This window comes from Capnocytophaga sp. oral taxon 332 str. F0381 (assembly GCF_000318275.2).
In the GTDB taxonomy this organism is placed as follows: Bacteria; Bacteroidota; Bacteroidia; order Flavobacteriales; family Flavobacteriaceae; genus Capnocytophaga; species Capnocytophaga bilenii.
Genome location: NZ_KB291300.1, coordinates 1 through 15,291, shown reverse-complemented (window position 1 = coordinate 15,291; position 15,291 = coordinate 1). Strand labels below are relative to the sequence as shown.

At 39.8% G+C, this 15,291-nt stretch carries 12 protein-coding genes; 10 read left to right on the top strand and 2 right to left on the bottom strand.

Annotated elements, in window-relative coordinates; translation table 11 throughout:
• The first annotated feature begins 97 nt into the window (after positions 1-97).
• The 3 genes from HMPREF9075_RS05580 (at position 98) to HMPREF9075_RS05570 (ending at position 3,774) form a co-directional block, all read left to right on the top strand.
• Positions 98-1,429 carry an anaerobic C4-dicarboxylate transporter family protein gene (locus HMPREF9075_RS05580; RefSeq protein WP_034556981.1) on the top strand — a complete coding sequence of 444 codons (1,332 nt, stop codon included), beginning with the start codon at positions 98-100 and terminating at the stop codon, positions 1,427-1,429.
• A 27-nt stretch (positions 1,430-1,456) separates the two neighbouring features.
• Positions 1,457-2,515, top strand: a complete 1,059-nt coding sequence (ansB, locus tag HMPREF9075_RS05575; protein WP_034556979.1) for an L-asparaginase 2 — start codon at positions 1,457-1,459, stop codon at positions 2,513-2,515.
• Between the two features lie 83 nt (positions 2,516-2,598).
• Positions 2,599-3,774 (top strand): porin, encoded by a 1,176-nt coding sequence (locus HMPREF9075_RS05570; RefSeq protein ID WP_009415507.1) that lies wholly within the window; start codon positions 2,599-2,601, stop codon positions 3,772-3,774.
• 92 nt (positions 3,775-3,866) lie between these two features.
• Here HMPREF9075_RS05570 and HMPREF9075_RS05565 read toward each other — a convergent pair whose 3' ends face one another.
• Positions 3,867-4,385 carry an HAD family hydrolase gene (locus tag HMPREF9075_RS05565; RefSeq protein ID WP_009415506.1) on the bottom strand — a complete coding sequence of 173 codons (519 nt, stop codon included), beginning with the start codon at positions 4,383-4,385 and terminating at the stop codon, positions 3,867-3,869.
• A complete protein-coding gene (locus HMPREF9075_RS05560) occupies positions 4,366-5,124 on the bottom strand; it encodes a Rossmann-like and DUF2520 domain-containing protein (RefSeq protein ID WP_009415505.1) in 759 nt (252 codons plus the stop codon). Before HMPREF9075_RS05560 ends, HMPREF9075_RS05565 begins: the two co-directional genes overlap by 20 nt.
• Positions 5,125-5,419: 295 nt before the next feature.
• Between HMPREF9075_RS05560 and HMPREF9075_RS05555 the strand changes: the two genes are divergently transcribed.
• From HMPREF9075_RS05555 to HMPREF9075_RS05525, 7 genes are all read left to right on the top strand, one after another.
• Positions 5,420-5,998, top strand: a complete 579-nt coding sequence (locus HMPREF9075_RS05555) for an LUD domain-containing protein (RefSeq protein ID WP_009415504.1) — start codon at positions 5,420-5,422, stop codon at positions 5,996-5,998.
• 7 nt (positions 5,999-6,005) lie between these two features.
• Positions 6,006-6,851 (top strand): phosphatidate cytidylyltransferase, encoded by an 846-nt coding sequence (locus HMPREF9075_RS05550; protein WP_009415503.1) that lies wholly within the window; start codon positions 6,006-6,008, stop codon positions 6,849-6,851.
• A gap of 3 nt (positions 6,852-6,854) precedes the next feature.
• Positions 6,855-7,637: a diaminopimelate epimerase gene (gene dapF / locus HMPREF9075_RS05545; RefSeq protein WP_009415502.1), complete on the top strand. Its 783-nt coding sequence runs from the start codon at positions 6,855-6,857 to the stop codon at positions 7,635-7,637.
• Between the two features lie 17 nt (positions 7,638-7,654).
• A complete protein-coding gene (locus tag HMPREF9075_RS05540; RefSeq protein WP_009415501.1) occupies positions 7,655-8,170 on the top strand; it encodes a GNAT family N-acetyltransferase in 516 nt (171 codons plus the stop codon).
• Positions 8,171-8,526: 356 nt separating this feature from the next.
• Positions 8,527-8,745 carry a hypothetical protein gene (locus tag HMPREF9075_RS05535; protein ID WP_034556987.1) on the top strand — a complete coding sequence of 73 codons (219 nt, stop codon included), beginning with the start codon at positions 8,527-8,529 and terminating at the stop codon, positions 8,743-8,745.
• Between the two features lie 54 nt (positions 8,746-8,799).
• Entirely contained in the window at positions 8,800-10,074 is a 1,275-nt protein-coding gene (glyA, locus tag HMPREF9075_RS05530) for a serine hydroxymethyltransferase (protein ID WP_009415499.1), read from the top strand.
• 281 nt (positions 10,075-10,355) lie between these two features.
• A partial coding sequence (locus tag HMPREF9075_RS05525) for a hypothetical protein (protein WP_009415498.1) occupies positions 10,356-15,291 on the top strand: 4,936 nt, incomplete at its 3' end.

Sequence of the window (15,291 nt, the reverse complement as noted above, 5' to 3'; positions counted from 1 at the left end):
CCTATAACCTTTGCCAAAGTTTTTTTTCTAAAAATAGTTTCTATTATAAAAAAGTTTTGTACCTTTGAGGCGTGAAAAGAAAACAAAAGAAAGTGATATGATATATATAGAACTACTCATAGTATTACTTGCTATCTTTGTAGGAGCCCGAGTAGGAGGCATAGGCTTAGGTATCTTTGGAATGATGGGCTTGGGCGTGTTAGTATTCGGTTTTGGGCTGAAACCAGGCAACCCACCTATAGATGTAATGCTCATCATTGTAGCTGTAATAACAGCAGCATCTACCTTGCAGGCTGCAAGAGGATTGGACTACTTGGTGAAAGTAGCTGAAAAAATTCTGCGGAAAAATCCCGCTATGATTACTTTTTTAGCCCCTGTTGTATGCTATTTCTTTACTCTATTTTCGGGGACAGGACATATTGCGTATTCACTATTGCCTATTATATCTGAAATAGCTACCGATAGCAAGGTGCGTCCGGAGCGTCCACTGTCTATTTCGGTGATAGCCTCACAACAAGCCATTACAGCGAGCCCCATATCGGCAGCAACAGCCGCATTGCTTTCGGCAGAGCTTTTAGGCGATAAAGGGATTACTTTGGGCAGTATACTGATGGTTTGTATTCCAGCTACCCTCATAGGTGTAATTGCAGGGGCTATAGCTGTAAGTTTTATAGGTGTACCCTTAGAAAAAGACCCTGAATACCTGCGCCGCTTGCGTGAAGGACTCCTTGACAACAAACAACACAATGAAGCTACCGCTACTAAGGAAGAAAAAAACGCTAAAGTATCGGTTATTATATTCTTGTTGGGGGTACTTTCAATCGTGCTTTTTGGTTCTATAGATAGTTTGCGCCCCTCCTTTGATGTAGATGCCAATGGAGTAGTTACCAGACTATCGATGACTCAAACTATTGAAATAGTAATGATGACTACTGCAGGGCTAATGCTAATGTTTACCAATACGAATATTACTAAAGCTGTTAAAGGGAGTGTTTTTATAGCGGGTATGCAAGCTGTAATTGCTATTTTTGGTATAGCGTGGATGGGTGATACTTTTTTCAATGGTAATATAGATTTTTTTAAAAGCCATATAGAGCATATAGTTATGCAATATCCATTTTTGTTTGCTGTAGCACTATTTGTGATGTCTATATTTTTGTTTAGCCAAGCAGCTACTGTGCGCACCCTATATCCTTTGGGCATTGCCTTAGGAATATCCCCTTTAGCCTTAGTAGCGATGTTCCCAGCAGTGAATGGTTATTTTTTTATACCCAATTACCCCACTGTAGTAGCGGCTATCAATTTTGACCGTACGGGTACTACTCGCATAGGGCGTTATGTACTGAACCATTCCTTTCAATTACCAGGGTTTATAGCTACAATTGTGGCTATAGTTGTAGGTTTTGTACTTATTAGTATACTTTTTTGATTTGAAAAACTGTTTAAAACTATTTATATAATGAAAGTGATTAAGAAAATTGCGCTGATATTATTAGTGATGATGTCAGTAGCTGCCTTTGGGCAAAAAAAGCCAAGAATACGTATTTTGGCTACAGGGGGTACCATTGCGGGAGTGAGTAGATCGGCTACCGAAAGTAATTACAAACCAGGTGAGTTGGGCGTGTATGAACTTATAGATGCTGTGCCTCAAATAAAAGACATCGCTGATGTGAGTGCTGAACAGATTGTGAAAATAGGCTCACAAGATATGAATGATGAGGTGTGGCTTACACTGGCAAAACGCATCAACCAGCTACTTACCAAAGAAAAATACGATGGCATTGTGATTACTCACGGTACAGATACGATGGAAGAAACGGCTTATTTTCTAAACCTTACCGTACATAGCAAAAAGCCTGTAGTGATGGTAGGTGCGATGCGCCCTGCTAATAGTATGAGTGCTGATGGTGCTCTAAACCTTTACAATGCAGTAGCTGTAGCAGCTGATAAAAATGCTATGGCACGTGGCGTATTGGTATGTATGAACGATGTGGTAATAGGTGCTAAAGATGTTATTAAAACTAACACTACTGCCGTGGAAACTTTTCAAGCAGCTAATTATGGCAATTTAGCCTACATTCACAACGGAAAAGCTTATTTCAATAGAACACCTGAAGAAAAACACACTTATCAGTCTATCTTCAATGTAGATAATTTGAAAGAACTGCCTAAAGTAGGGATTGTATACAGCTATGCCAATGCTTCTGAACTGCCAATGCAGGCTTTTATTGACGCTAAATACGATGGAATAGTGCACGCAGGGGTAGGTAATGGTAATTTTTACAAAGCTAACTTTGATTTGGCAGTAAAAGCACGTAAAGAAGGGATACAAATAGTACGTTCATCACGTGTGCCTACGGGGGCAACTACTACTGATGCTGAAGTAGATGACAGCGAATACGAATTTATAGCTTCGCAAACGCTCAATCCTCAAAAAGCGCGCGTACTATTGATGTTGGCACTTACCAAAACAAAAGATTGGAAAGCAATACAGAAGTATTTTGATGAGTACTAAGATTTTAGTTGCTAGTCGTTAGATTGCGGCAAAAGGCAAATGACTAATGATAAATGGCTACAATAACTACTAATTAATACGATATGAGAAAAGTTTTATTGGCAGTGAGCCTCCTAGTGGGGGGTGCTGCATTGGCGCAACAAGATTTGCAGGAGCAAATCCACCAATTAAAAATGGAGGTAGAGCAGCTCCGTATGGCTACATTACCGTCACCACCTCCATCGGATATGCAGCCTCCTGCTGAAGGGCAAAGTCCGCTACACAAGAAGTTTAATATGTACTTTAACTTCCAGTCGAGTTTTGATGCTGAAAAAGCGCAAGGTACAGATATGACCACCCGATTCAGGGGGCGACAACTACGCTTAGAGGTGCGTGGCGACCTTACAGACCGTATCTTCTACCGTTTTCGTCATAGGCTCAACAAAAGTAATGTAGCTTTGAGCTTAGACAACCTTGCCGATGCTACTGATATGATGTATGCAGGTTTCCGCTTGAATGAAAAATGGTCGGTTACAGCGGGTAAATTATGCCAAATGTGGGGAGGTTTTGAATATGACCTAAACCCGATGAATATCTATGAATATTCTGATTTTCTAAATAATATGGATAACTTTATGGTGGGCGCAATGGTTGCTTATACACCTAACCCTAACCACGAATTTATATTGCAGGTTACTGATGTGCGCAATCGTGAGCTTAAGGATATTTATGCAGGTATAGCTTCTACAACTATTACAGCTGCTAACTCGCCTTTGGCTTATATAGCGAACTGGAATGGTAATTTCTTTGATGGTGTATTGCAAACTCGTTGGGGTGCTGGGGTACAAACAGAAGCTAATGGCTATAACAACACTTTGGTAATGTTGGGTACTAAGCTGAACTTGAGTAAATTCCAACTATTTGTAGATTATATGATGGCTAATGATGAACTTGATAGGTTGCGTTATACCCCATTGAGCGGATCGCAAATAGTGAAGAATGCTCGCTATAATTCGGTAGTAACTAAAGCAGAGTTTCAGCCTAACCCTAAATGGAATTTGTTTGTAAAAGGGATGTATGAAACTGCCGAATCATCATTGGTAAATAATAAACTCACAAGTTTAGGTTATTATGCTGGGGTAGAATACTTGCCTTTTGCAACTGAAGATTTGCGTTTCTTCTTGGCATACATAGGCAGAAGTAGAAAAGTAGAAACCCTCAGCTCTGTAGCTACTAACCGCGTGAGTGTGGGCTTGATGTACCGTATAAAAGCGTTTTAAAAATTAGCAAATTAGCAAATTTGAAAATTAGGAAATGAATAAGGCTGCTCAAGATAAATGGGCAGCCTTATTTTGTAATTCAAAGTTCATCATTATACATTGGGGATTTCCCAGTCGCCGCGCACTTTGAGCACTTGCTCAATTACATCGCGTACTGCCCCATCGCCACCATTGCAGTGGGAAATATAATGTGCTACGGCTTTTACTTCGGGCACTGCATCTTGGGGACAAGTAGCTAACCCACTATGCCTCATTGGTGGTATGTCGGGCATATCATCACCCATATAAAGCACCTGATTGGGTGTAAGCCCTTTGAGTTGTAAATATTCTAAGAACGTTTCGAGTTTTTGGTGTCGTAACATATAAATATCGGTTACGCCCAGATTCTCGAAGCGTTTTTTTACGCCTATATTGCCCCCTCCGGTAATAATACATACAGTATAACCTTTGGCTACAGCCGTTTTTAGGGCAAAGCCGTCTTTCATATTCATACTTCTCAGTAGGTCGCCGTCGTTATCTACTAGTACTTGGCTGTTTGTAAAAACGCCATCTACATCAAAAATGAAGGTAGTGATGTCCTTCAATAATTCTTTATAACACTTTTTTTCCATAGGTATTTATAATTGATTTAGTAAGATATTCGTATAGTTGTTTTTGAGGTTCGTTTAGCAATGCTAAATGTGCTGTTATGGTGCGGGTATCACCACGCCTTGCGGGTCCTGTTTGGGCTTCTAATGCTGTGTGATGCTGTAGTTTTGCAAAGGTTTCGGCAATGAGAGGTTGCAATAGCTCAAAAGGTATATGGTGTTGCTCGCATATCTCTTGGCTAATGGCTATCAGGTGGTTAGTAAAATTATTGGCAAAAACGGCTGCTACGTGTAGCAACTGTCGCTGCGCACTGCTGAGCTGATAACAATGGGTGCTGAGATGACTTGCGAGTTGTTGTAATAGAGTAAGGTCATCAGTATTTTCGGCTTCCAAACAAATAGGTACTTTGCTAAAATCTACTTCCGTGTGTTTAGAAAACGATTGCAGCGGGTAGAATACACCACGCCTGTTTTTGGGGTGCAAAGCTGTGAGGGGCGTATTGCCCGAAGTATGCACTACCAGCCCACCGCTAAAGGGTAATTGTTCTGAAAGACTTGCAATAGCATTATCGGAAGTGGCAATAATAGTAAGCGTAGCAGGCTTAAGCTCACTCAAACAGTGAGTTTTTTCAACAGCAAAGCAGTCAAAATCAGCAGAAAAAGCCGATCGGTTGTAGAGCTGTTGCAGGGGCAACTGCTTGTAAAGTAGTGCTTTGGTAAGATGGTAGGCTACATTGCCAGCACCTATAATATTGATAGTCATTTCTTTTTTTGAGGGCAAAGATAGTAAATAAAGTTTAATTAGGAAATTAGGAAATTAGCAAATTGGGGAATTAGCAAATTAGCAAATTAGCAAATTGGGGAATTGGGGAATTGTAGGAGGGGTTAAATGGGCGAGGGGAAGTGGTGAAAAATAAAAAAGTGGGCTGTAAATTTGCTATTTCGTTTATTTTACTTATTTTTGCAGCAAAATATTAACCAAGTTATCGGCTACCAATGATTTTTGAATTTTGAATTGATGGGGCAGTTGGAAGAAGTATGAATCATTAATTATTATAATGAATTTTTTTAAGAACTTATTTAAAAAGAAAGATATTCCTAAGCAAACTAAAATATCTATAGATGAGCTTTTTGCGCGCAATTTTACCAAAAAAGGCGGCAAGTTTATCTATTGTACTTCGGATATTGAGGTGCAGGATACTTTCCGACAAATAGTGAAAGAATTAGGAATTACTATTAAAATGAGTAGTAACAATTCGGAAACAATTAATGAAATGTTTGAAGAAAATGAAACACTCTTTGCTACTCCCATCGCTGAAGCTGATGTATATCTTACTGATTGTGAATGCTTAGTAGCCGATGTAGGCGGTATAATGTTCTCATCGCACCAAATAAAACATAAAAAAATAGAGAAATTGCCAGAAACTTTTATTGTCTTTGCTAGAACTTCACAGCTGGTGAAAGATATCGCACAAGGAATGCGTACCATTAATAAAAAATATTGTGATAACCAAAAACCTACGGGGCTGATGACCTTGCAGAATTTTATACAAGAAACCGATGCTACTAGTATAGAAACTTATGGTGTAAGTAGCAAAGAAACTTATCTTATTTTATTAGAAAATATAACTCAGTAGCCTAATTATGAACGAATTATTTAAGCGCACTATCACAGGATTTATATACACATTCCTGCTGCTGGCAGCTATTATGCTCAATACTGATGCTTTTGACTTTTTGTTTCTTTCATTTGGTATTATTTGCTTGTTTGAGTTTAAAATGCTGATACGATTGAAAGAACTGCATATATTTTTGGCGTTTTTGTTTTTATGGTGGTTGTTTATACACTTAAAACTGCCTGAGTTTATGCTTTATATGTTGCTATTGCTCACTTTGCTTACCAATATATCGCTTATACTCTCTCTATTCAATGAAAAAATTCCTCTGAGAAAGCAAAATAACAATACAAAATTGCTTATTAGTTTGTTGTATATAGGGGGGGGCTGCTTGTTTGTACCGCTTATTTATAGGCACGAAGACCACCCAGCTGATGCGAGTGAGTTTATACAATATATGTTTAACAACGAATCGCAAATTACAATGATAGGGATATTGTGCATCATCTGGGCGAGTGATACTTTTGCTTACCTCAGTGGGCGTACTTTTGGCAAGCACAAACTTTTTGAACGTATATCGCCTAAAAAGACCATTGAAGGTTTTGTAGGGGGACTAATAGGAGCTACAGCGGTGGCTATATTGTTTGATATTTATAGTGTTCGCCCTATGTGGCAATGGATAGTGATGGCTGAAGTGCTGGTGGTAATGGGTACTATAGGTGACCTTGTAGAATCGAGCTTTAAACGGACTGCAGGCGTGAAAGATAGTGGTACTATATTACCTGGTCACGGTGGTTTATTGGATAGGCTGGATAGCTTGGTGTTTGCCTCGCCTTTTGCTTATCTAACTCTTTTATTATTTGACTTGTTTTAGAAAATGATTTTTTACAAATATCAGGGTGCGGGCAATGATTTTATAATGATTGATAACCGACAAGAAAAATTCCCTAAAAACGATAATACTCTTATAGCACAATTGTGCCACCGCCGTTTTGGCATTGGTGCCGATGGGTTGATACTTTTGGAAAATGCTGCAGGCTACGATTTTAAGATGATTTACTACAATGCTGATGGGCGTGAGGGTACAATGTGCGGCAATGGCGGACGCTGTGTGGTAGCTTTTGCTAAAGAGTTGGGCATTATTGCTGATGAGGCTACTTTTATAGCTATAGATGGCTCGCATTACGCGACCATTGAAGACGGACTGGTGCGCTTGCAAATGGCTGATGTAACAGCGATAGAAATGTATGACGACTATGTGTTTCTCAATACAGGTTCGCCCCACCACGTGGAATGGGTAGATGATTTGGAACGTATAGATGTAAAAAAAATAGGGGCTAAGCTTCGTTATAGCGATCGCTATAAAGCTATAGGGGGAAGTAATATCAATTTTGTAGGGGCTGACAAAGACGGCTTTACTATACGTACTTACGAACGAGGCGTAGAAGATGAAACATACGCTTGTGGTACGGGGGCTACTGCTGCGGCTATTGCTCTTTATCATACGGGACGTACACTTCATCGCGATATTCTTCTGCACGCTGTAGGGGGCGACCTGCAAGTATCGTTTGAATGCACAGGTAAAGTATATACTAACGTTTTCCTGAAAGGAGAAGCTAAAAAAGTATTTAAAGGAGAAACTAATGAACTAGTTAGTTAGCAAATTACCAAATTAAAATGACACTTCGTGCTTTAGAACCTGAAGATATAGATTTTTTATATTGGTTGGAAAACGAACGCTCGCTGTGGGAGGTGAGCGATACGCAGTTGCCTTTTGCAAGGCATCTTTTGGAGGATTATTTATATCGTGCTAAGCAAGATATTTACGAGGCGAAACAATTTAGATATGTGATTGCCGATGATGATAATACTGCTATGGGCTGTGTGGATATATACGATTTTTCGCCCAAGCACTTGAGAGCCTCGGTGGGGATTGCTTTACTCCCACAATACCGAGGAATGGGCTACGGCATCACAGCTCTTACCTTACTAATTGATAATGTACGCAATTACTTTGATTTACACCAATTGGTGGCTTATATCCCTATGAATAACACCCCTAGCTTGCATCTGTTTGAAAAAGTGGGCTTTAAACCAATGGCGGTACTGAAGGACTGGCTTTATTGGCGTGGGAAATTTGAGGAGGTTGCTGTGATGAATTTAGTGGTGCGAGCTGCAGGAGGAGAATTTTGAATTCTGAATTTTGAATTTTGAATTAGTGGGAGTGCGAGCCGCAGGAGGAGAATTTTGAAATCTGAATTCTGAATTTTGAATTAGTGGGAGTGCGAGCCGCAGGAGGAGAATTTTGAATTCTGAATTTTGAATTTTGAATTGGTGAGAGTGCGAGCCGCACAGGCAGATTTGTGGGACTGGTGGGACGGGTGAGACGAGTGAGACGAGTGGGACAAATGGGACTGGTGAGACGAGTGGGACTGTTGGGACGAGTGGGACTATTGGGAGTGCGAGCCGCATAGGCAATTTTTAAAGTGTGTGGTGTAATTATTAAAGACTTTTTGAACAGCCTTTGTGTGGCGAAAAAATTAAAAAATATGAGGACTATAATCTATAATAAAGTAACATATAATACGAATATTTCAGAGCCTGCAAATGTAGTAGCAGAGCCTAAAGAAATATATGAGCCTAATGAGAAAACCATTGAGGCTATTGAGGAAGGAGATTCTTTAGTAGAAAAATATAAAAAAGGGTTTGTAAAAGGCTATACTAATGCAAGGGATATGTTTAATGATATATTTTCTGATGATGAATGAAGAATAACAAAATAAAAGTGTAAATTTAGAATTCAAAATTAATAATTATATAAGATGCAAAGAGACATTGACATTTTTGAACTTATTCAAGACGAAAAAGAACGTCAGGAAAGAGGTATTGAGCTGATAGCTTCAGAAAACTTTGTGAGCGAGCAAGTAATGGAAGCGGCAGGCTCTATTCTTACTAATAAATACGCTGAGGGTTACCCTGGCAGGCGCTACTACGGAGGTTGTGAAGTGATAGACGAAATAGAACAAATAGCTATAGATCGCGCTAAATTGCTCTTCGGGGCTGAGTACGCCAACGTACAACCACACAGCGGTTCGCAAGCCAACGCCTCTGTATATGCTACTTGTTTGCAACCTGGCGATAAGATATTAGGATTTGACCTTTCACACGGTGGACACCTTACTCACGGTTCGCCAGTGAACTTTTCGGGGCGCTTGTATGAGCCAGTATTCTACGGAGTGGAAAAAGAAACGGGGATGCTAAACTACGATAATATTGAGGAAATAGCTTTGCGCGAACGTCCAAAAATGATAGTAGCAGGAGCTTCGGCATACTCGCGCGATATTGATTTTAAACGCTTTAGGGAAATAGCAGACAAAGTAGGTGCCCTTCTTTTTGCTGATATAGCACACCCTGCGGGACTTATTGCTAAAGGACTTCTTAGTGACCCTATCCCTCATTGCCATATTGTTACCACTACTACCCACAAAACGCTTAGGGGTCCTCGTGGGGGGCTTATCCTTATGGGTAAAGACTTTGAAAATCCTTTTGGACTTAAAACGCCTAAAGGGGAAGTGAGAATGATGTCGAGCTTGTTGGATAGTGCTGTGTTCCCAGGAAACCAAGGAGGTCCTTTGGAACATATCATTGCAGCCAAAGCGATTGCTTTTGGAGAAGCTCTTTCAGACGACTTTTTGCATTACGCTATACAAATACAAAAGAATGCACGTAAATTGGCAAGTATTTTATTGAGCAAAGGTTATGATATTATCTCGAAAGGTACTGATAACCACTTGATGCTAATAGACTTGCGCAATAAAGATATCAGCGGTAAAGATGCCGAAATTGCTTTGGGCAAAGCTGATATAACTGTAAATAAGAATATGGTGCCTTTTGATACACGTTCGCCTTTTGTAACTAGTGGTATTCGTGTGGGAGTAGCAGCGGTTACTACACGTGGTCTTAAAGAAGCTGATATGGAACGCATAGCTGACTTTATAGATCGTGCTATTACCAACCATACTAATGATGAGGCTCTTGAAGCTATAGCGGAAGAAGTGAATCTGTTTATGGAGGAAAGACCGCTGTTTGCAAATTAGCAAATTTGGGAATTAGAAAATTTGGAAATTAGCAAATGAGACTTTGCTAAAGGTTGTAATTTACTACCTTTAGCAAAGTTTTTTACTTGTTACCTTCCTGATACTCTTATAAAAAATAGCTTGACAACTAAAGAGAAATATAGGTAGAGCTGTTAATTTTCTGTTAATCTTTACCTATTGTTTTGAAGATTGGTATAAAGTTTGTAATTTTGCGGTTGAAAATTGTAATGGGTGAATTGTACCCATTAATGACAAAAACTTAATAATTAAATTATTTATTAATGAAAAGAAAACTTACATTACTAACGAATTTTGTCCAAAGTGTATTGGTGGCAATGTTTTTCTTATTTTCTATAGGGGAAATAAGAGCACAGAGTTCGTGTGCGACAATGCCTGACCCAGTGCAATATACAAATGAGGCAAAATCACTTCCTTTTAACTCTCTTTCAAAGCAACGCTACGGAAGAGTTCAAGCGGAGGCTACTATACGAGGCGTGACAGTAACTCGTATATTAGAGAACAAACGCCGTCTTGCAGGAACGGATAAAGGAGTAAGCTACTCTGGCGATGAAGCACCTCTTAATAAATGGCCTGTGGATGAGGCAGCCCACTGCGGAGGTTCTCAAAAAACATATCCTGCAGGTTATCCTATTATGGACTCTAATAGAGTGCAAAAGATAACCTATAGGTTTAGTCAGCCTATTGCAGATGTAGAAATCTTCTTTGCTGAATTTGGATATGCAGCAGCAGCTCATAAGTTAGATTACGCTACTTTTACAGTAAATAAAGGTACCCTTTCGTTGGATATACGCAAGGATTGTGGGAATGGTGCGCAACTACAGGGAACTGATAAAATAGTTTCTAAAAGTAGTAAACTGACTGATGTAAGCATAGGGCTTACTTCTACAGAGCCTTTTACAGAACTTACTATAGAAACAGATAATTACAATCAAGGTCATGGTTTCTATGTAGAGATTTGTTTGGAGTCGGTGCTTACGCCTATAGATATGTCGTCTTGTACTCCAGCTTCAGTTTCAGCAAATTTTCCTGAGACAACAATAGCAAACACAACTCTCCCTAATGGAATAAATGTTGAACGTACTGTAGAGGCAGGTACTTCTTTTGGCAAACTATCTGCTCCTCATAATACGTATTGTGGTACAGCAGTAACCTACACTAAAAATTTACCACTTCTGAATCCTTCTAAGAAGACGCTGAAGTATAAATTTAGTAGTCCTATTACTTCGGCTGAGATATTTTTAATAGCTTTTGGTGATAATGGTAGTTTTACTACTTATGATGAGGTACAATTTGCTGTAGACAAAGGTACTATTGAGCTTTCACAAACTTATAACTGTAACCCCAGTGGTACTACTATTACGGGAGGGAAGGTGAAAAGTGCTGCGAATGCGAAAAGAACAGTGGATGTGGCTATAAAAGTAACATCTTCTGAACCTTTTACGGAAATAACCCTTACTGACCAAAATAGTACAGGCTTTGGGTACTTTGTAGCCCTTTGTCCTACTTCAGTATTTGCTCAATCTGCTACAGATAACTGTACGCCTGCTACTATAGGGTCTAACTTCCCAAGACAACAAGTAGCTGAGACTACTATGAATGGTTTAACTGTAAAGCGTACTGTAGCTAATGTAGGTTATATAACTACAGCTGTTAATACGTCTAACCATTGTGGGGGTAATGTAAATTATCCAGCAGGTTTACCTTTGTTGAGAGATGGTAAAACACTTACTTACGAATTTTCAAACCCTATAAAGAGTGCCGAAGTATTTTTGTATTACTTTGGTGATAATATAAATGAAGGTACCCTTGATAAGCTCTATTTTGCAGTAAATAACGGTACTGCCTCACTTACTAATGTGTACGACTGTCGCCCAGGGACTACCATTATTAATGGTACATACGTAAAAAGTCTTACTAAAAGGGTTACTACCGATGTAGGGATAAAAGTAACTTCTACACAGCCTTTTAATAAGATAACCCTTACTGATGACAATAGTGATGGAGGCGGCTATTATGTAGTTATTTGCCCGAACTCAGTACAAGACGCTCAGGTAGTAAGCGTTACCCAACAGCCTGTTAGCCAGACTACTTGTGAAACTTTGCCATTTAGTTTGACTTCTAAAGCAGTTCTAAAAACAGGCTTTACAGGTGCGATTAACTATAAATGGGAACAAAGTACTGATAATGGTGTAACTTGGGGTGACCCTTCAGTTCAAGGTACTTTTACAGGTACTATTAACAGTGGCGGAACTACTTCACTAACAATTAATTTTGTTTCTAAGCCTAGTAAGAAATATAGAGTAATATACAGTTATGAGGTAAAACCCGGTATCATTGCTACGGCTACTTCTACTATAGCTGATATAGATGTAAGAGATAAAATAGAGGTAACCGAGTTTAAAGCCTCGCCAGCTACTATACAGTTAGGCGTGCCTACCAATGTACAGTTTACTATCAAAGGTACTGTAGGGGCAGATGTTACCTATAATATCAATGGTACCAATACCCAAACGGTCAATTTAGGGGCGAGCGGTATTTATACTTTCAACAGAACCCTTTCGCAAACTACTGATATTACCATTACTAAAATAAAGAAAATTTGTGAGGTAACGGTTCCTATGCGTTTGAGCGTGGGTGGAGATGGAGCAGCTTGTACTGGTATGCCCCCTTCGCTATTTGCAGCAAGCGATAATGCTACTGTGGTGCTTAGCGGCATTACCGTAACGAGGTCTTTTGCTAATGGAGTAGTGAAAGTATTAGGAAGTTCACAATATTCTCGAGATCCTCAATGTCCAGCTTATTGGTTTGCTAATAACGCTTGGGTAGGAGATACACCAGGAACTCCCAAGCTCACCTATAAATTTTCTAAACCTATTACCAGTGCCCAAATATGGCTTTCGGCATTTAGTGTGAGTAGTACTACAGATGTAGATAAAGCGAAATTTACTGTGAATTGTGGTGCTACTTCTCAAATATCAGTTACTGATGATTGTAGAAATAACACTAGCTTTACTGTACAGTCGCAAAATACAGTGGTAGCTGCTGGAATGGGAAATTATGATAACACTAATATTGCAGTGGTAGTAACGGCAGATAAACCTTTTACTGAAATAACTGTAGATGCTTTAAACAGCAGAGGGAATGGTTATTTAGTAGAGTTGTGTCCTAGTTCTATAAAAGAAGCTACCCTTAGTATTACTACACAGCCACAAAGCCAAAGCGTGTGCGAGATGATAGGTACCGCTACCTTTACTTCGCACATAGATACTGCAGGCTTTACTGGTATGGTTAGTTATCAGTGGCAAAACTCTAATGATAAGGTAACGTGGAATAATGATTTATCAGGGGGTACGACCGATGGTACGGCTACCCTTACATTGAGTAATATCTATTCTGGTAATTTCAAACCGTTCTATAGGGTTATTTATACCTATAACCTTTGTAGTACCTCGCTAACCGCTACTTCTACAGTGGCTACTCTTACTCTTACAAATGCAGGCTTAGAAACGGTAAAAGCCTACCCTAACAGTATAAAAACAGGTATAGCTACTAATGTAAACTTTGTATTTAAAGGTACCGCAGGGGCTAAGATTAGCTATACGATAGCTGGAGTAGCCCAACCTATACTTACCCTGCCTGCTGGAGGAGTGGCTACTATTACTAAAAGTATTTCGGCAGCTACCAATTTGGTAGTTACTAAAATAGAAGGTAATTGTACGGTAAGTAGTACCAATATAGTAGTAAAAATAGCAGAAGAAGGGGCTACTTGCGACGCTGTACCAGCACTTCAGTTTGCTACTGTAGATAATGCAAAAACTATTCTGAACGGGGTAGAAGTGACCAGAAATTTTGCTGGAGGTACTCCTAAATTTACACCAGTTACGGCCGCTATAGGAACTTGTCAACCTTTTTATTTAGGAGGTTATACGTGGGTAGGAGGTACCGAAGGGGCTACAAAAACTACTTTTGCCTTTTCTAAACCTATTACCAAAGCTGAAGTATGGCTGGCTGTACTTAATGGTGCTGTAGCACCCCAACAGCCTGATAAGGCTAAGTTTACTATTAACTGCGGTACGATAAGCTTATCGGTAACAGATTGCCGAAATGGTGGGGTTAGTATACAGAGTGGACATACTATTATCACTACTGTTACTAATACTTCCGATGATGCTCGTGTGATAGTAACTTCAGACAAACCTTTTACCGAGCTAACTGTAGATGGATTGGATAGTGGAGGGGCAGGCTATGCGGTAGAATTGTGTCCTACTTCTATAGTACCTGCTACGCTTAGTATTACTACACAGCCACAAAGCCAAAGTGTGTGCCAAGGAGCAGCGGTAACCCTAACAGCTACTGCTACCCTTAGCAACACTACTTACCAATGGCAAAAACGAAATGGTAGTACGTGGGCAAATGTAGGTGCAGTACAAAACACTACTAATGGTATAGCAACCCTTACCCTTAGTACTAATACCCAAACTACTGCTTACCGCGTAATCTTTAGTGTTAGCGGTTGTGGTGGTAGCCTTACCGCTACTAGTACGGTAGCAACTATAACAGTATCTACACTTGCTGTAACGCAAGTGCGTGCTATACCTGCAACGATAGAAAAAGGAGTAGCAACAACAGTAGCCTTTGTAGTGAAGGCAACACCAACAGCAAAAGTGGCTTATAGCTATAATGGTGGTGCAGTGCAAACAGTTACTATGAATGCAGCTGGGGTATATACCCACACCGTAACTGTGAGCAATACTGCTACCCTTACCGTAGTGAGAGCCGTATTGGGCAACTGTAGTACAGTTACAACGCTTTCGGCAACAGTACAAGCATTTGTACTACCTATCATAGGGGCAGACCACTATACAGTGCCAATGACTCCTACTGGTACTACTACTCGCACTATAGGTAGAATTACTAATAACGACCGTATTGGTACGGCATCGGTAACCTTATCAACTGGAGGTAATGCAACACTTACTGTAACACCGGTACCTGCTAATACACCATTTATAGACCCAGCGACTGGTGATGTGAAAGTACCGCCTACTACCCCTGCAGGTGTGTATACTATCAGTTATCAGTTATGTACTACTGCAACGCCTGTAGGCTGCAGCAATGGTCAACTAACTGTTACCATTACACAACCTACGCCACAAATAAATCCTGATGGTTTTGTGGTAACAGGTACAGGTACAC